This window comes from Geodermatophilus sp. SYSU D00697, assembly GCF_054050175.1.
This window is the reverse complement of the sequence record NZ_JBJGYV010000026.1, coordinates 53,158-68,885: the sequence shown is the minus strand read 5'-3', so window position 1 is coordinate 68,885 and position 15,728 is coordinate 53,158. Positions and strand designations below refer to the sequence as shown.

21 protein-coding genes and 1 tRNA gene are annotated in these 15,728 nt (G+C 75.6%); 6 read left to right on the top strand and 16 right to left on the bottom strand.

The genetic code is table 11. The features are described from left to right. Positions 1-129: 129 nt before the first annotated feature. The 5 genes from ACI79C_RS19540 to ACI79C_RS19520 form a co-directional block, all read right to left on the bottom strand. Entirely contained in the window at positions 130-321 is a 192-nt protein-coding gene (locus ACI79C_RS19540) for a hypothetical protein (protein WP_456947349.1), read from the bottom strand. Then, complete coding sequence (locus ACI79C_RS19535) at positions 321-572, bottom strand: hypothetical protein (protein WP_456947348.1); 252 nt, start codon at positions 570-572, stop codon at positions 321-323. Before ACI79C_RS19535 ends, ACI79C_RS19540 begins: the two co-directional genes overlap by 1 nt. A gap of 197 nt (positions 573-769) precedes the next feature. Then, entirely contained in the window at positions 770-2,608 is a 1,839-nt protein-coding gene (locus tag ACI79C_RS19530) for an acyl-CoA dehydrogenase (RefSeq protein WP_456947347.1), read from the bottom strand. A gap of 175 nt (positions 2,609-2,783) precedes the next feature. Continuing rightward, positions 2,784-3,173, bottom strand: coding sequence for a LapA family protein (locus ACI79C_RS19525; RefSeq protein ID WP_456947346.1), 390 nt, complete (start codon positions 3,171-3,173; stop codon positions 2,784-2,786). Between the two features lie 37 nt (positions 3,174-3,210). Then, entirely contained in the window at positions 3,211-3,378 is a 168-nt protein-coding gene (locus ACI79C_RS19520; protein ID WP_456947351.1) for a hypothetical protein, read from the bottom strand. Between the two features lie 131 nt (positions 3,379-3,509). Between ACI79C_RS19520 and ACI79C_RS19515 the strand changes: the two genes are divergently transcribed. Then, a complete protein-coding gene (locus tag ACI79C_RS19515) occupies positions 3,510-3,710 on the top strand; it encodes a hypothetical protein (RefSeq protein WP_456947345.1) in 201 nt (66 codons plus the stop codon). Positions 3,711-3,713: 3 nt separating this feature from the next. Beyond that, complete coding sequence (locus tag ACI79C_RS19510) at positions 3,714-5,105, top strand: amidase (RefSeq protein WP_456947344.1); 1,392 nt, start codon at positions 3,714-3,716, stop codon at positions 5,103-5,105. Positions 5,106-5,111: 6 nt separating this feature from the next. Here ACI79C_RS19510 and ACI79C_RS19505 read toward each other — a convergent pair whose 3' ends face one another. From ACI79C_RS19505 to ACI79C_RS19475, 7 genes are all read right to left on the bottom strand, one after another. Further along, the gene (locus ACI79C_RS19505; protein WP_456947343.1) at positions 5,112-5,537 is read right to left on the bottom strand and encodes a hypothetical protein; all 426 of its coding nucleotides are present in this window, start codon (positions 5,535-5,537) and stop codon (positions 5,112-5,114) included. Positions 5,538-5,609: 72 nt separating this feature from the next. Next, positions 5,610-6,251, bottom strand: a complete 642-nt coding sequence (locus ACI79C_RS19500) for a TetR/AcrR family transcriptional regulator (protein ID WP_456947342.1) — start codon at positions 6,249-6,251, stop codon at positions 5,610-5,612. Between the two features lie 172 nt (positions 6,252-6,423). After that, complete coding sequence (locus ACI79C_RS19495; RefSeq protein ID WP_456947341.1) at positions 6,424-6,564, bottom strand: hypothetical protein; 141 nt, start codon at positions 6,562-6,564, stop codon at positions 6,424-6,426. Positions 6,565-6,666: 102 nt separating this feature from the next. Continuing rightward, complete coding sequence (locus tag ACI79C_RS19490; protein ID WP_456947340.1) at positions 6,667-7,677, bottom strand: TIGR03617 family F420-dependent LLM class oxidoreductase; 1,011 nt, start codon at positions 7,675-7,677, stop codon at positions 6,667-6,669. Between the two features lie 43 nt (positions 7,678-7,720). Next, on the bottom strand, positions 7,721-7,897 hold the full coding sequence (locus ACI79C_RS19485) for a hypothetical protein (protein ID WP_456947339.1): 177 nt from the start codon (positions 7,895-7,897) through the stop codon (positions 7,721-7,723). After that, positions 7,894-8,886, bottom strand: a complete 993-nt coding sequence (locus tag ACI79C_RS19480) for a ribokinase (RefSeq protein ID WP_456947338.1) — start codon at positions 8,884-8,886, stop codon at positions 7,894-7,896. Before ACI79C_RS19480 ends, ACI79C_RS19485 begins: the two co-directional genes overlap by 4 nt. Before the next feature lie 26 nt (positions 8,887-8,912). Then, complete coding sequence (locus tag ACI79C_RS19475) at positions 8,913-9,389, bottom strand: DUF6328 family protein (protein WP_456947337.1); 477 nt, start codon at positions 9,387-9,389, stop codon at positions 8,913-8,915. Positions 9,390-9,458: 69 nt separating this feature from the next. Between ACI79C_RS19475 and ACI79C_RS19470 the strand changes: the two genes are divergently transcribed. From ACI79C_RS19470 to ACI79C_RS19455, 4 genes are all read left to right on the top strand, one after another. Beyond that, positions 9,459-9,800, top strand: a complete 342-nt coding sequence (locus ACI79C_RS19470; protein WP_456947336.1) for a DUF3140 domain-containing protein — start codon at positions 9,459-9,461, stop codon at positions 9,798-9,800. A 3-nt stretch (positions 9,801-9,803) separates the two neighbouring features. Then, positions 9,804-10,505, top strand: a complete 702-nt coding sequence (locus ACI79C_RS19465) for a methyltransferase domain-containing protein (protein WP_456947335.1) — start codon at positions 9,804-9,806, stop codon at positions 10,503-10,505. Between the two features lie 73 nt (positions 10,506-10,578). After that, the gene (locus tag ACI79C_RS19460) at positions 10,579-11,607 is read left to right on the top strand and encodes a type III polyketide synthase (protein ID WP_456947334.1); all 1,029 of its coding nucleotides are present in this window, start codon (positions 10,579-10,581) and stop codon (positions 11,605-11,607) included. Between the two features lie 79 nt (positions 11,608-11,686). After that, a complete protein-coding gene (locus ACI79C_RS19455) occupies positions 11,687-12,352 on the top strand; it encodes a response regulator (RefSeq protein WP_456947333.1) in 666 nt (221 codons plus the stop codon). 6 nt (positions 12,353-12,358) lie between these two features. Here ACI79C_RS19455 and ACI79C_RS19450 read toward each other — a convergent pair whose 3' ends face one another. From ACI79C_RS19450 to ACI79C_RS19435, 4 genes are all read right to left on the bottom strand, one after another. Continuing rightward, positions 12,359-14,023 carry a GAF domain-containing protein gene (locus ACI79C_RS19450; RefSeq protein ID WP_456947332.1) on the bottom strand — a complete coding sequence of 555 codons (1,665 nt, stop codon included), beginning with the start codon at positions 14,021-14,023 and terminating at the stop codon, positions 12,359-12,361. 50 nt (positions 14,024-14,073) lie between these two features. Beyond that, positions 14,074-14,613 (bottom strand): universal stress protein, encoded by a 540-nt coding sequence (locus ACI79C_RS19445; RefSeq protein WP_456947331.1) that lies wholly within the window; start codon positions 14,611-14,613, stop codon positions 14,074-14,076. A gap of 104 nt (positions 14,614-14,717) precedes the next feature. Continuing rightward, complete coding sequence (locus ACI79C_RS19440; RefSeq protein WP_456947330.1) at positions 14,718-15,548, bottom strand: putative protein N(5)-glutamine methyltransferase; 831 nt, start codon at positions 15,546-15,548, stop codon at positions 14,718-14,720. Between the two features lie 78 nt (positions 15,549-15,626). Continuing rightward, positions 15,627-15,697 (bottom strand) — tRNA-Gly (locus ACI79C_RS19435). Positions 15,698-15,728: the final 31 nt, after the last annotated feature.

Sequence of the window (15,728 nt, the reverse complement as noted above, 5' to 3'; positions counted from 1 at the left end):
CGCCCGCGCCTGGACCGCGATCATCTGGCGCTGCTGGCACGACCGCGTTCCCTACGACCCGGACCGCCACGGCGCCCTCACCCGATACCTCGGTCAGGGAACCGCGGCGGCGGCTTGACACAGGGCTGCTCAGTCGGGGACGTTGCCCGGGCGCACGATGCCGTCGTCGCGCTGGGCGTCGTCGTCGGTGGTGAGGGTGGTGTCCTGCTCGCCGCCGTCCGCGCGGTCCTCGCCGGGGACGCCGTCGACCATGTTCGAGTTCGTGGGACCGTTCGTGGTGTCGGGGGACTCGCGGTAGCCGGTGTGGTCGGACTCGCTCATCAGATGTCCCTGCCTCCTGCTCGCTGGGTCGGGTTCGGGACCTCGCCGGACGGCCCGTCCGTCCGGGCGCGGGCGACGTCGCTGTCCGCGCGGGCCGGCAGGTCGTCGCCCGCCGCGGCGTCCCGCTCGAGCGCGTCGTCGCGGGTCAGCGGCACGTCCTCGAACGAGGACCCGGTGTCGCTGTTGTCGCCGGTGCCCGACGCGGTGGGGATGTCCTGCTGGATCCGGTCACTGCCCTGCGGATCGGTCACGGGAGCCTCCTGGGGACCTCGTCGTCCCCCGGCCCATGCCCGGTGACCCGACCCTGAAACGGCCGACGGCCGCCGGTGCTGAGGGACCGGAACGGCCACCCTCCCGGGGCCCGCGGCGAGCCTGCGAGGCGTGGGGAGGAGGGCGGCCCCCTGCAGGGTCCCGCCGCGAGCCCGCGAGTGGGGGGCAGGGGGTCCTCTCAGAAGGCCGCCTCGTCGACCTCCATCAGCGCGTTGTCGGTGTGCTCGACGACGACCCGCTCCGCGGCCAGCCGCGGCAGCACCTGGGTGCAGAAGAAGCGGGTGGCGGCGAGCTTGCCCTCGTAGAAGTGCCGGTCCCGCTCACCGACCTCGCCGGCCAGCGCGGCGAGCGCGACCTCGGACTGGCGCACCAGCAGCCACCCGGTGACCAGGTCGCCGACTGCCAGGAGCAGCCGAGAGGTGTTCTGGCCGACCTTGTACAGGCTCGCCGGGTCGTGCTGGGCGGCGGTGAGGTGCCCGAACACCGCCGTCAGCATGGCCTGGACCTCGCCCAGGGCGGTGCCCAGCAGCGCCCGCTCCTCCTTGAGCCGGCCGTTGCCGGCCTCGGCCTCGACCGTGGCCTGGATCTGCGTGGCCAGCCAGGTCAGCGCGACGCCGCCGTCCTTCACGACCTTGCGGAAGAAGAAGTCCTGGCCCTGGATCGCCGTGGTGCCCTCGTAGAGCGTGTCGATCTTGGAGTCCCGGATGTACTGCTCGATCGGGTGGTCCTGCAGGTAGCCCGAGCCGCCGAGGGTCTGCAGGGACTCGCTGGTGAGCAGGTGGGTGGCGCGCTCGGAGCCGAAGCCCTTGACGATCGGCAGCAGCAGGTCGTTGACGCGGGCGGCCAGCCGGGCGGCGTCGGCGTCGCCGTCGGCCTCGGCCTGCAGGGCCCGGTCGCGGCAGCTCGCGGTGTACAGGTACAGCGCGCGCATGCCCTCGACGTAGGCCTTCTGCAGCATCAGCGAGCGGCGCACGTCCGGGTGGTGGGTGATGGTCACCCGGGGCGCGTCCTTGCTGGTGGCGGTCAGGTCGGCGCCCTGCACGCGGGTCTTCGCGTAGTCCAGCGCGACCTGGTAGCCCGCCGACAGGGTGGCGATCGCCTTGGTGCCGACGAACATCCGCGCGTACTCGATGATCCGGAACATCTGCGCGATGCCGTCGTGCACGTCGCCGACCAGCCAGCCCTGCGCCGGCACCGGGCCGTCGCCGAAGGTCACCTCGCAGGTCGTGGAGACCTTCAGGCCCATCTTCTTCTCGACGTTGGTGACGTACACGCCGTTGCGCTCGCCGAGCTCGCCGGTCGCGAGGTCGACGTGGAACTTGGGGACGACGAACAGCGACAGCCCCTTGGTGCCCGGCCCCGCTCCCTCGGGCCGGGCCAGCACCAGGTGGACGATGTTGTCGGACAGGTCGTGCTCGGCCGAGGTGATGAACCGCTTCACGCCACTGATGTGCCAGGAGCCGTCGGGCTGCGCGACGGCCCTGGTCCGGCCGGCGCCCACGTCGGAGCCGGCGTCGGGCTCGGTGAGCACCATGGTGGCGCCCCAGCGCTTCTCGACCATCAGCTCGGCCAGGCGCTTCTGGTCGGGGGTGCCGAGCTCGTACAGCGTCGCGCCGAACGTCGGGCCCGAGCCGTACATGAAGACGGCGGGGTTGGCGCCCAGGACCATCTCGTAGGCCGCCCACCGCAGCGCCACGGGAGCGCCGAAGCCGCCGAGCTCGTCGGGGAGGTCCAGGCGGAACCACTCGCCGTCCTGCAGGGCCCGGAAGGACCGCCGGAAGCTCTCCGGCAGCGTCACCGAGTGCGTGGCGGGGTCGAACACCGGCGGGTTGCGGTCGGCGTCCTCGAAGGAGGCGGCCAGCGGGCCCTCGGCCAGCCGGCGGATCTCGGCGAGCACCCCGCGCGCGGTCTCGGCGTCCATCTGCTCGAACGGGCCGGTGCCGAAGCGGTCCCGGGTGTCCAGGAACTCGAAGAGGTTGAACTCGAGGTCCCGCAGGTCAGCGGTGTAGTGGCTCATGGCGGATGGCTCCCGTGCTCCCGTGCCGGAGTGTGTGTACTCGCGGGTAACAAACGGTATTACCGGCGGGTAACCCGAGCAAGATCCCGCGCCGGGCCATCCCTCCGGGGAGGGTCCGGAACGCCGACGGGCCCGGGACCAGCGCGGTCCCGGGCCCGTCGGCGGTGCGGAGGGCTCAGCGGTTGCGGCGGCGGGCGCGCGTCACCAGGCCGGCCAGCCAGACCAGCAGTCCGCCGAGCGCGGCGGCGATGAGCAGGGCCACCACGAGCGGGGCCACGACGTTGCCGAACACCAGGCTGATCTCGACGGTCTGGGTGTTGAAGACGATGAACAGCACGAGGATCACGGTCACGAAGACCAGCAGCGCGAGCGCGAGGGTGCGGCTGATCGTCCGGCCCGCGGTGCGTGCCGCCGACGTCGTCCGGCCGGTCGCAGCGGGCGCCTGGCCGGACGTCGGAGCGGGCCCGGCCGCCGGGCCGGGGGAGCCGCCCAGGGAGCCGCCGGGGGTCGTCGGGCCGGTGCTCCCCGGGGACGGGTGGCTGGGGTCGGAGCCGGGAGCGGTCACGGGTCGAGTGTCCTGCTCACGGCCGGTCCGCGCACGGTCAGCGGTGCGCGTCGGGCTCGCTCTCGGCGGACGGGTAGCTCGGGCCGGCGATGCCGCTGGCCGGGCCCTCGTCGCGGCCGCCCTGCGACTCCGGGTCGGCCGGCGGGGCCACCTCGCCGCCCACGGGCTGGACGTCGCGCTCGTCGTCGGGCGTCGGCATGGTCACGCCCCCGAGTCTGCGACGGCGGTGCGCCGGCCGCGACCGGGCTCCCGCGTGCCGGGGTCCTGGTTGCCTCCCGGGGGATGGCGTGCCCAGACTGCGGCGCACCGCACCCCTCCCGACCTCAGGAGCTGCCCGTGACGCCCACCCCTCGCTCGTTCTCCGCCGAGGCGACCGCGCACGCGGCCCGCGCCGCCCGACTGGAGCTCGCCGCCGACCGGCACGAGGAGGTCGGCGTCTTCCTCGCGCAGATGTACGCCCTCATCGACCGGCTCGACGACGTCCCGCTCGGGGACACCCCGCCGGCGACCGCCTTCGACGCCCGCTGGGAGGCCTGACCCGTGGAGCCCTTCGAGCTGGACCTGACCACCGCGGCCGGGGAGATCGCGGCCGGCCGGCTCTCCCCGGTCGAGCTCACCGACTCCGTGCTGGCCCGCATCGAGGCCACCGAGCCGGCGATCACCGCGTTCGCCCACGTCTGCGCCGACCTCGCCCGCGAGCAGGCACGCGCGGCCGAGGAGGAGATCGCCGGGGGGCACCACCGCGGGCCGCTGCACGGCATCCCCCTGGGCGTGAAGGACCTGTACGACACCGCCGGCGTGCCGACGACGTCGAGCTCCCGGGTGCGCGCGGAGCACGTCCCCGACACCGACGCGGTCGCCGTCGAGCGGCTGCTCGCCGCCGGGATGGTGATGGTGGGCAAGACCCACACCCACGAGTTCGCCTACGGGGGACGCACGCACACGACGCGGAACCCGTGGGACCCCACCCGCATCCCCGGCGGCTCCAGCGGCGGCTCGGGCGCTGCCGTCGCCGCGGGCTCCTGCGTGGTCGGCCTGGGCACCGACACCGCCGGGTCCATCCGCATCCCGGCCAACCTCTGCGGCACCGTGGGGCTCAAGCCCACCTACGGGCGGACGTCGCGGCGCGGGGTGGCCTCGCTGTCGTGGTCCCTCGACCACGTCGGTCCGCTGGCCCGCAGCGTGCGCGACTGCGCCCACGTACTCGACGCCATCGCGGGGCACGACCCGCTGGACCCGGCCTCGGTCGACGTGCCGGTCCCGGGCTACGCGGCCGGCATCACCGGCGACGTGCGGGGGCTGCGGGTCGGCGTCCCCACGAACTACTTCTTCGAGCACGTCACCGAGGACGTCGAGGCGTCGGTGCGGACGGCGGTGGGCGTGCTCGAGGACCTGGGCGCGGAGCTCCGCGAGGTGACCATCCCCCATGCCGACCAGGTCCTCGGCGCGGAGTGGGCGATCGTCATGCCCGAGGCAGCGGCCTACCACCAGGAGTCCCTGCGGGCCGGCGCCGACCTGTACCGCCCCGAGACGCGCCTGCAGCTGGAGGCCGGCGAGCTCATCCTCGCGACCGACTACATCAGGGCCCTGCGGGTGCGCACGCTGATGAAGCGCGCCTGGGCGCAGCTGTTCGCCGACGTCGACGTCGTCGTCGCCCCGGTGCAGCCGTTCCCCGCGCCCGTGGTCGACCAGATGGACGTGACCTGGCCCGACGGCACGACCGAAGCGGTGGACCTGGCGATGGTGCGGCTCACCGCGCCGGCGAACCTGACCGGCCTGCCGGCCCTCGCGGTGCCCACCGGGTTCGACCCGGCCGGGCTGCCGATGGGCATGCAGCTGATCGGCCGGCCGTTCGACGAGGCCACGCTGCTCGACGCCGGCGCCGCCTACGAGGCCGCCACCGACGTCGTCGGCCGCATCGCGATGACGTGATCGCCCCTACTCGTCGAGGACCGGGCCGGCCTCGTGGTGGGGGTGGCCCTCGGTCCGCTCCCGCTGCTTCATCCGGGCCTCGAAGACGTGCCGGTCGCCGTCGGCGAGCTCCTGGCGCGCCCGCTCGTCGAAGGCGCGGAAGACCGACCAGTAGTTCGCGTCGTAGTCCTCGACGATCTGGAAGGTCCACCGGTCGGCGATGACGTTGCGGCCGACGAGGTCGCGGTCGAGGTCGTCGGCCAGCTCGGTGTGCCCGGCCTGCCGGAACAGCTCGACGGCGTCCTGCAGGAGCAGGTCGGCCTTCCCCGAGTGCTGGTGGAAGCCGTAGAGCTGGCCGCGGGCCTGCTCGATGGTCTCCAGGGCCTCGGAGAGCTTGCCGAGGCCCTCCACGGTGGTGTCGTCCAGCTCGGGCCGGCTGCGGTCGCTGCTCACCGCCTCATCCTGCGGGGCGGCGGGCGGCCCCGCCGGACGAGCCGCGGTGCGCTCCGGAGGGCCGCCCGGTGCTCAGCGCCCGGCGGTCGCCGCCTCGATGAGCCGCTCGGCGAGGGTGCGGCCGTGGGCGGCCGGGCCGTCGGGGCCCAGCAGGCCGCCGGAGAGGTACATGCCGTCGATGATCAGGTGCACCTGGGCCGCGAGGTCCTCACCCGCGCCGGGCACGACCTGGTCGGCCAGGCGCTCCAGGCGCGCGTGCAGCTCGAACTTGTAGTCCGCCGCCGCGCTCCGGGCCGGGTGCTGAGGGTCGTCGTACTCGCTGCTGACGTTCGTGAAGGGGCACCCGCGGAAGCCGGTGCGGGTCACGTCCCGCTCGACGGCGTCCACGACCGACAGCAGTGCGGCCTTCGGGTCGCCCTCCAGCCGCACCAGCTCGGCGTCGATGTAGGCCAGCACGGTGGCCGCCTTGCGGGCCAGGTAGGCGCCGACGAGGTCGTCCTTGCTCTTGAAGAGGCGGTAGACCGTCATCTTGCCCAGGCCGGTCTCGCGGACCAGCTCGTCCATCCCGACACTGCGGGAGCTGCGGGTGGCGAACAACCGCTCGGCGGTGTCCAGGACGATGGCCTGCCGCTCGGCCCGGCTCCGGCGCACGGGAGCCCTGTCATCCGTGGCGAGGGCGTCGTCGGCGGCGAGGGGGAGGGCGGCTGCGGTCACGCTCGGGATGCTGCCCCAGCCCGTGACGGATCAGTTCGCGGCACGCCGGTTTGCGTGCATGGTTGGTTGCAGTGAGTGACGAGAGGCGCCCGTGTAGGCCGGGACCCCGGGGATCGGTGGGACTCGTGTGACGATGCGTGACCGTCGAGCGACCACCGATCCCCCGTACGGGTCAGGCCCGGCGCACCCGGCGGGGGTTGGCCAGCAGCCGCGCCACGGGGACGGCCGAGGCCTGCTGGGCCTGCGACTCGTCGGCCTGACGCTCGGTCGGGGTCTCGTCGGCTACTCGCATATCGCGCTGCGTGTCCTCCATGCCACCCAGCGTCCCCCGCGCGCCGGGCCCGGAAACAGACCCGAGGCGGTGAGTTGAAGCCGAAACGCTGAGAGATCGGTCACTCCCCGTGTCCGCCGCGGCTCAGCGGAGCGCCGCGACCAGGGGGTCCCACGGGTCCAGCCGGGAGGGTTCCGCGGGCACGCTGAACCGGTCCACCAGTCCCGCGAACCGTGCCCTCACCTCCCGCCCGACGTCGGCGGGGACGGCGACGACGGCGAAGGTGCCCAGCACCTCGTCGTCCACCAGGTCGCGCATGGCCGTCCACCGGTCCTCGCGGCGCCCGACCGACAGGGCGTGCAGCTCGTCGGCGAGCGCACCCCAGCCGTGCAGCTCCAGCACCGGACGGTAGGCGGGCGTGCTGCCGTAGAAGGCGATCCGGGCACGGACGGCGTCGGCCGCGGCGGCCTGCTCCGCCTCGGTGGCGCCCGTGACGACGAAGCCGGGGAGGCAGACGGTGAGCTGCTCCCGGGACCGGCCGGCCGCGGCCAGGCCCTCCTCGAGGGCGGGCAGGGTCCGCTCGCGCAGGTACCGCGCGGTGGTGAAGGCGTGGGCGAGCAGGCCGTCGGCCACCTCCCCGGCCAGCCGGGTCATCGCGGGCCCGACCGCTGCCAGGTACACCGGTGGCCCGCCCCACTCGTGCGGTTCGGGGCTGAACACCGGCGTCATCAGGGTGTGCCGGTAGTGCTCGCCGCGGAAGTGCAGCCGGGTCCCCTCCTGCCAGGCCGACCAGATGGCCCGCAGCGCGGCGACGTACTCGCGCATGCGGGGCACCGGCGCGCTCCACGGCATGGAGAACCGCCGTTCCACGTGGGCGCGCACCTGGGTGCCCAGCCCCAGCACGAACCGCCCGCGGGTGGCGCGCTGCAGGTCGTGGGCCGTCCCGGCCACCGTCATCGGCGAGCGCGCGAAGGCGACCGCGATGGCCGTCCCGACCTGCAGCGCGGTGGTGGCCCGGCCGGCGAGGAGCAGCGGCAGGAACGGGTCGTGGTCGGTCTCGGAGGTCCAGACGCCGCCGTAGCCCCGCCGCTCCAGCTCCCGGGCGAGCTCGGGGACGTCGTCGAGGTCGGCGGTCAGCGTGGCGTCGAGCAGCACGGCACCGGAGCCTCCCGCACCGCCGCCCCCGCCGCCAGCGAGGTCAGGGGGTGTCGGCGCCCCCGCCCGGGACGTCCTCGCCCTCGGCGGGCTGGTCCGGTCGCGGCGTGCGCCCGCTGGTGCCCTCCTCGCCGGCCGGGTCCCCCTCGGCGCGCTCGGCGCTGCGCGGCGGCCGGGCCGGGTCGGTCTGAGCGGGATCGGGCTGTGCGGCGTCGGTCATGGTGGGTCCTCCTCGGTCGGTTCGCTCCCGCCTGTGCCCGGGGAGCGGGGGCGGAAACCGTTCCCCACCTGGGCGGCCACCGGCAGCTGCGCGCGCAGGGCCGCCACCTCGGCGGGGCCGGGCAGGGCGCCCCGGGCGCCCCGGGCGGTGGTCGAGAGCGCGGCCGCGGTCACCGCGTCGGCGACCGCGTCGGCCGGCGTGGCGCCCGCGGCGAGCGCGACGGCCAGGGCGCCGCAGAAGCAGTCGCCGGCCCCGGTGGTGTCGACCGCGCGGACCGGAGGGGGCGGCTGCAGCAGGGCGGGGCCGGCACCGGTCACGAGCAGGGCACCCCGCGCGCCGAGGGTCACCACGACGGTCGCCGTCCCCAGGCCGCGGGCCAGCGCGGCCAGGTCGGCGGGGGTCCGGTCGCCCGGGCCGGCGCCGGTCAGCTGGAGCAGTTCGTGCTCGTTGGGGACGAGCACGTCGACCCGGCTCAGGAGGTCGGCCGGCAGCGGCCGCGGTGGCGCCGGGGTGAGGACGACGGTGCCCGTCGCGGCCGCCGCTGCGGCCGTCACCGCGGCCACCGGGACCTCCAGCTGGAGCAGCACGACCGCCGCCCGGCGCACCGGCGGCACGTCGACGTCGCCCGGCCGCAGCTCGGCGTTGGCGCCGGGGACGACGACGATCAGGTTCTCCCCGCTGCCCTCCTCGACCGGGATGGTGGCGGTCCCGGTCGGGGCGCCCGGGGTGCGCCGCACGTGCCCGACGTCCACGCCGGCGCCGGTCAGCGCGGCCAGCTGCCGGTCCCCGGCGGGGTCCTCGCCCACCCGGCCCACCATCGCCGCGCGGCCCGCGCCGGCCAGTCGCCCGGCGGCCGCGGCCTGGTTGGCGCCCTTGCCGCCCGGCGCGAGCACGGTGCCCCGCCCGACGACGGTCTCGCCGCGGCCGGGCAGCCGGTCGACCCGCACCAGCACGTCCTCGTTGAGGCTGCCGACGACGGTCACGGACACGCGGTCACCTCTACCAGACCGCGCGGTCAGCGCTCGGCCGACCGGCGGTGGCGCAGGGGGAGCGCGTACCAGGTCACCGCGCCGACCAGCACGACGAAGGCGCACCCGACGACCGCCGGCCACCGACCGAGCACGACGTCGAGCACGAGCAGGACCGCGCTGGCGATGCCCAGGAAGAGCAGACCGAGCCCGATCAGCAGGGCGCGGTCGGCGAAGGCGACCAGCTCGGCCTTTCGCTGCTGACGGAACAGCGTGCGGTGGAAGGACACCGGGGCGATCAGCACCAGCGTCGCGGTCGCCGTGCTGAGCAGCGTGATGGTGTACACGGTCTGCGCGAACGCGCCCTGCTCCGCGAACCGGCTGGTGAAGGCCAGGGTCAGCAGGAAGGCGAAGAGGATCTGCACGCCGGTGATCGCCACCCGCATCTCCTGCAGCAGCTCGGCGAGGTTGCGGTCGAGCACCTCCTCCGGAGTCTGGCCGCGCAGCAGGGCGGTCCTGGCCACGTCCGTCCGTTTCCCCACCACGCCGCTGCGGTACCGCGCCGAGCAGGACCCGACACGCGGAGGCGACGCATGGGCAGCGAGGACCGCGACACGATCCGCCGCGAGTTCGGCGAGGCGGTGAACATGACCGCCGCCGAGCTCGCGCGGTGGCTGGAGACCGAGGAGTCGCAGTCGGTCGGGCAGAAGGACGGCGGGTCGGAGTCCACCGGCCACGCCTCCGGCCGCCGGATCGTCGAGCTGCTGCGGACGAAGGCGGACGACCTGACCGACGACGACCTCGCGCACATGCGCAAGGTGCACGGGTACGTCCAGCGACACCTCGCCCAGGAGCCGGAGAAGGAGGACCTCGAGACGTCGAGGTGGCGCTACTCGCTGATGAACTGGGGGCACGACCCGCTGGAGAAGGGGTAGTGCATGCCCGCCCTGCGCCGGAACGACCCCGCCCAGTACGACGAGCTCGCCGACCAGTGGTGGGAGGCCGCCGGCGGCTTCGCGATGCTGCACTGGCTGGCCGCCTCGCGGGCCGAGCACATCCCGCCGGCCGCGAGCCCCGGCGCCGTCCTCGTGGACCTCGCCTGCGGCGGAGGGCTGATGGCCCCCCACGCGGCCCGGCTGGGTTACGTCCACGTCGGCGTCGACCTGGGACGCAGCTGCGTGGAGGTGGCGCGGGAGCACGGCGTCGTCGCGGTGCAGGGGTCGGTCACGGCGGTCCCCCTGGCCGACGGCTGTGCCGACGTCGTCGTGGCGGGGGAGATCCTCGAGCACGTCGAGGACGACGTCGCCGTGCTGGCCGAGTGCGCCCGGCTGCTGCGCCCCGGTGGGCGGCTGGTCATCGACGCCCTCGCCGACACCCGCCTGGCCGAGCTGATCGCCGTCCGGATCGGCGAGCGGGTGCCGGGAGGGCCACCGCCGGGCATCCACGACCCCCGCCTGTTCATCGACCGCCGCCGGCTGCTGGCCGCCGCCGACCGGCTGGGTCTGGAGCTGCGCCTGGTCGGGCTGCGGCCCTCGCTGCGGGACACCGTCGCCTGGCGGCTGGGCCGGCGCGCGGGCGTCCGGATGAAGCCGCTGCCGACCACCGCCGTCCTGTTCGCCGGCTACGGGCGCAGGCGGTGAGGCGGCGGAGTGCGCAGGTCGCACGTACCGTTCGGGCCATGACGCCGAGCCCGCGCGCCGCTGAGGGGTCGTCGTGAGCAGCGCCGTCGTGACCGGCGCGGGGGCGGCCCTGCCGACGACGATCGAGCAGGAGGCCGTCTGGGAGGGCTTCTTCGCCGGCCACTACGCGGGTGTGCGCGCCGCCCGGCGGGTCTTCGCCGCCTCGGGCGTGCGCCGCCGGCACGCGGTGGCCAACCCGGTGGACGAGGACCTCAGCTCCTGGGGCACCGGCGCGCGCATGCAGCGCTACGTGCAGGAGGCCCTGCCGCTCGGCAAGCAGGCGGTCGCCGGAGCGCTGGACGCCGCCGGGCTCTCGCCGGGCGACGTCGGCCTGTTCGCCGTCGCCACCTGCACCGGCTACGCCACCCCCGGCCTGGACATCCGGCTGGCCAGCGACCTCGGCATGCCTCCGGGGCTCCAGCGGCTGCTGGTCGGGCACATGGGCTGCTACGCGGCCATCCCGGCCCTCGCCGCCGTCGGCGACTTCGTGACCGCCCGGTCCCGCCCGGCCGTCCTGCTCTGCTGCGAGCTGACCAGCCTGCACGTGCAGCCGGCGCAGGCCGACCTCGAGCAGGTCGTCGCGCACGCGCTGTTCTCCGACGCCGCCGCCGCCGTGGTCCTGGAGCCGGGTGCCGCCCGCGGGCGCCGGCTGGCGGGGGTGGTGGCCCGCACCGACCCGTCGACGGCGGACCACATGACCTGGGACGTCACCGACCTCGGCTTCCGCATGGGGCTCTCACCGCGGGTGCCCGACGTGCTCTCCCGCCACGTGGGGGACGTCGTCGACGAGCTGCTGGCCGGCGCCGGCCTGGCTCCCGAGGACGTCGCGGGCTGGGCGGTGCACCCGGGCGGCCCCCGCATCCTCGACGTCGTCCGCGACGAGCTGGGCCTGGCCGAGTCGCAGCTGGCCGCCTCCCGCTCCGTCCTGGCCGAGCACGGCAACTGCTCCTCGGCGACGGTCCTCCTCGTGCTCGAGGAGCTCGCCGACGTCGACGGCCCCGTGGTCGCGATGGCCTTCGGGCCGGGCCTGACCCTGTACGCGGCGCTGCTCCTCCCGGCGTGACCCCCGATACGGCGTGACGCCGAACCCGTGACCTCCTACGCTGTGTGACTCAGGTCACCCTTGGGCGGGAGGCGGCCAGGTGGAGGTGGAGCAGCCCGGCATCCGGGTCTTCCTGGTCGACGACCACGAGGTCGTCCGCCGGGGAGTGGCCGAGCTCCTCGAGGAGGACCCCGGGATCAGCGTCGTCGGGGAGGCCGGGTCGGTCGCCGAGGCGCTGGCCCGGGTCCCCGCGGTCCGGCCCGACGTCGCCGTCGTCGACATGCGGCTGCCCGACGGGGACGGCGCCGAGGTCTGCCGCCGGCTCCGCGAGCGGGCGCCGGCCACCCGCAGCCTGGTGCTCACCAGCTACTCCGACGAGGAGGCGGTGGCGGCCGCGATGGCCGCCGGTGCCGCCGGGTACCTGCTCAAGCAGGTGCGCGGCTCCGCGCTGGTCTCGGCGGTCCGGACGGTGGCCGGCGGAGGGACGCTGTTCGGTCAGGACGCGGCGATCGCCGCGGCGGTGACCCGCGGCCGGCCGGCCGAGCGCGACCGCCGGCTCGCCGTCCTCACCGAGCAGGAGCGCACCGTGCTGCGGCTGATCGGCGAGGGCCTGACCAACCGGCAGATCGGGGCCCGGATGGGGCTGGCCGAGAAGACGGTGAAGAACTACACCAGCCACCTGCTGGCCAAGCTGGGCCTGGAACGGCGCACGCAGGCCGCCATCCTCGCCACCGAGCTGCGCGACCGCTCCGGCCCCGGCTCCTGACCCCGGTCAGCCCTCCGGGCGCAGCGGGACCACCCACCGGATCTCGGTGCCGCGCGGCCCCGACGAGCTGGTCATCCGGCCGCCGTGCCGCTCGGCGCGGTCGGCGAGGTTGGTCAGCCCGCTGCGCACGGTCACCGAGGGCAGCCCGATCCCGTCGTCGGTGACCACGACCCGGATCTCGCCGTCGACGGTGACCGTCACGGTCACGCGAGTGGCGCGGGCGTGCTTGACCACGTTGGTCACCAGCTCCCGGATGACCGCCACCACGTCCGGGACCAGCGCCCGCGGCAGGTCCTCGACGTCCCCGCGCACCCGCACGTCCGGTCGCACGCCCTGTCCCCCCGTGATCGACCGGACGACGTCGACGATGCGGGTGCGGGTCGCGTCGGGGGAGGTGTCGTCGGCCTCGTGCAGCTCGAAGATCGCCGAGCGGATGCGGGCGATCGTGCCGTCGAGCTCGTCGACCCGCTCGGCGATGCGGGCCGCCGCCTCCGGGTGGGTGCCCTCCAGCTGCCGGCTGATCCGGTCCAGGGCCAGCCCGGTGGCGAAGATCCGCTGGACGACGTGGTCGTGCAGGTCCCGGGCGATCCGGTCGCGGTCGGCCTCGACCTGCAGGCGGCGCTCGCGTTGCTGGCTGCGGGCCAGCTCGAGGGCGACGGTGGCCTGCGCGGCGAAGGCCGAGGCGAGGTCCAGGGTGGAGGGGTCGAAGGGCTCCCGGCCGCGCAGCCGCATCGCGACCACCGTGCCCAGCGCCGGACGACCGCCCAGCGGGACGATCAGCGTCGGGCCGTAGTGGACGGTGAGCTCACCGAGCACCGGCGCCCGCTGGTCGCCGGGTGCCGGTGTGCTCGCGTCGACCAGCAGCCGGGGGATCCCGGAGTGGTGTGCCGCGCCCAGCTGGCTGCCGGCCAGCGGGACCCGCACCCCCTCCACGTCGTCGCCGTCCAGCCCCACGGCGACCACCACGGTGAGCACGTCGTCGTCCTCCTGGCTCGGCACCAGGACGCCCGCGACGTCGGCCGCGCCCAGGTCGGCGACCCGCTGGGCGATCGAGCGCAGCACGCTGCCGGGATCGGCGCCGGAGAGCAGCGCCGTGGCGATCTCGCTGCCGGCCTGGGCCCACCCCCGCCGGCGCTCGGCCCACTCCACCCGGCGGGCGTTCTCGATCGCCAGGCCGGCGGCCGCGGCGAGCGCGTGCACGGCCTCCTCGTGGACGGCGGTGAACGTCCCGGCGCCCCGCGCGAGGGTCAGGTACAGGTGGCCGAAGACGGCCTCGCCCACCCGCACCGGCACGCCGAGGAAGGCCTGCATCGGCGGATGGCCGGGCGGGAAGCCGACGGCCTGCGGGTGGGCGGTGAGGTCGTCGAGCCGCACCGGTCCGCTGCGGCCGGAAACCAGCCCCAGCACGCCCTGGCCACTGGGGAGCTGCCCGATGCGCTCGCGGTCGCTGTCGTCCATGCCGACGGCGACGAAGCTCTCGATCTCCGCGCCGTCGGGGCCGAGCACGCCGAACAGGCCGTACGTCGCGCCGGTGCGCTCGACCGCCGCGCGGACGATGCCGAGCAGGGTCGACTCGAGACGGTCGCTGCGGGCTGCGGCGCGGACGCCGGCGGACAGGCCCGGGACCGCGATCGAGGGGGTCTCGGAGGCCTCGGCGGCGGGCGGGGTCACGGCCCGGCCGTCGGGCGGATCGGTGCGTGCGCTGGGATGCCGGCCTCCTGTCAGGCGCCGCGGGCGACGCGACGGACGTGGGGCCGGGGGACCGCGGGGCGCAGCAGGGTCTTGCCGTGGGCGCCGACGACGACGAGGTCCGCGCCGCGCGCGGCGCCGGTCAGGGCCTCGAAGACGGGGCGCTCCAGCACGGCCGTCCGGGCGCGGCCGACCACGCCGGTCTCGGCGATGGCGCGCAGCACCTGGGCCTCCAGTCGCTCCTCGGCCGCCGTCCACTCCCGCCGGGTCGACCGGGTGAACGGGTCGGGACCGGCGTCGTCGAGCACGCACACCGCGACCACGGTCGCCTCGCGGCGAGCGGCCTCGCGCAGCGCCCACATGAGGGCGCCGTACCCCGAGGGGGTGCCGTCGACGTCGACGACCAGCCAGGGGTGCTGGCGCCGAGGCAGCAGGGGGGAGAGGCGGACCGGCTCGACGCCCCGGCCCTCCCGGGGGTCGTCGGGCACCGCGGCGAGGGGGGCGTCCGGACCCCGCCGCTCGGCGGGACGGTCCTCCTCCGGCCCGCCGCTGGAGCGGTGTCCTTCGCTCATGCACCGATCGTGGACCGGCTCCGCAGCGGGCGGCAGGGACCAAGGACCCAGGAAGTTCGCAGGTCGTGACGCCACCGAGCCGTTCCGTATCGCTGACGAGCGTGTCATCGCAGACGGTGACGTGGCGGACACTCGTCCTCCGGCGCCCGACGGTCCGGCGCCGCGCCGGAGACCACGGTGGCGTCCCGGTCGTCGTCCCGGTGCACCTCGGCACGTAGGCCGGCGGCCGTGACGGCGGCCGCGGTGAGCGGCGCCTGGTCCCGGCTGGTCTCCACGAGGAGCACGCCTCCGGCCGCCAGCCACCGGCGCGCGCCGGCCGCCACCCTGCGGTGGAGGTCGACGCCGTCCGGTCCGCCGTCCAGGGCGGTCCGGGGCTCGTGGTCGCGCGCCTCCGGGGGCATCAGCGGGATCGCCGCAGTCGGGACGTAGGGCGCGTTGACGGCGAGGACTTCCACCCGGCCGCGCAGGTCCCCGGGCAGGGCGTCGTAGAGGTCCCCCTGGTGCACGCGGCCGCCGGAGGGAGCCAGGTTGCGGCGCGCGCAGCGGACCGCCGCCGGGTCGACGTCGGCGGCGTGCACCTCTGGCCGGCCGAGGGCCGCGGCGATCGCGACACCCACCGCGCCCGTGCCGCAGCACAGGTCCACCACGACCGGGTCCGGGACGTCGCGCACCCGCGCCACCGCGAGGTCGACGAGCAGGCCGGTGCGGCGGCGGGGGACGAAGACGCCGGGTTCCACGGCGATGCGGTGCCCGCAGAACTCGGCCACGCCGAGGACCAGCTCGAGCGGCTCCCCGGCCACCCGGCGGGCGACCAGCGACTCCAGCTCGGCCGGGCCGGTCGCCGCGGCGAGCAGCAGGCCGGCCTCCTCCTCGGCGAAGACGCACCCGGCGGCGCGCAGCCGGGCGACGAGGGCGTCGACGATCTCCTGCGGCACGATGCCGGGAGGCTAACCGGGGAGGGAACGGCGCCGGTCACCGGCGCCCGAGGCGGGACCGGCCGGGCCGGTCGGGAGAGCGGGTGACGAGAATCGAACTCGCACTGTCAGCTTGGGAAGCTGATGTTCTGCCATTGAACTACACCCGCGAGGTGCGGTCCCGAGTCTAACCGAGGCGGG

Excerpts from the sequence above, each read along its gene's own strand:
- ACI79C_RS19530 (WP_456947347.1), bottom strand. The coding sequence starts at position 2,608 with ATGAGCCACTACACCGCTGACCTGCGGGACCTCGAGTTCAACCTCTTC.
- ACI79C_RS19470 (WP_456947336.1), top strand. The coding sequence starts at position 9,459 with ATGGGCAGCGAGGACCGCGACACGATCCGCCGCGAGTTCGGCGAGGCG.
- ACI79C_RS19485 (WP_456947339.1), bottom strand. The coding sequence starts at position 7,897 with ATGACCGACGCCGCACAGCCCGATCCCGCTCAGACCGACCCGGCCCGG.
- ACI79C_RS19495 (WP_456947341.1), bottom strand. The coding sequence starts at position 6,564 with ATGGAGGACACGCAGCGCGATATGCGAGTAGCCGACGAGACCCCGACC.
- ACI79C_RS19445 (WP_456947331.1), bottom strand. The coding sequence starts at position 14,613 with ATGAGCGAAGGACACCGCTCCAGCGGCGGGCCGGAGGAGGACCGTCCC.
- ACI79C_RS19465 (WP_456947335.1), top strand. The coding sequence starts at position 9,804 with ATGCCCGCCCTGCGCCGGAACGACCCCGCCCAGTACGACGAGCTCGCC.
- ACI79C_RS19540 (WP_456947349.1), bottom strand. The coding sequence starts at position 321 with ATGAGCGAGTCCGACCACACCGGCTACCGCGAGTCCCCCGACACCACG.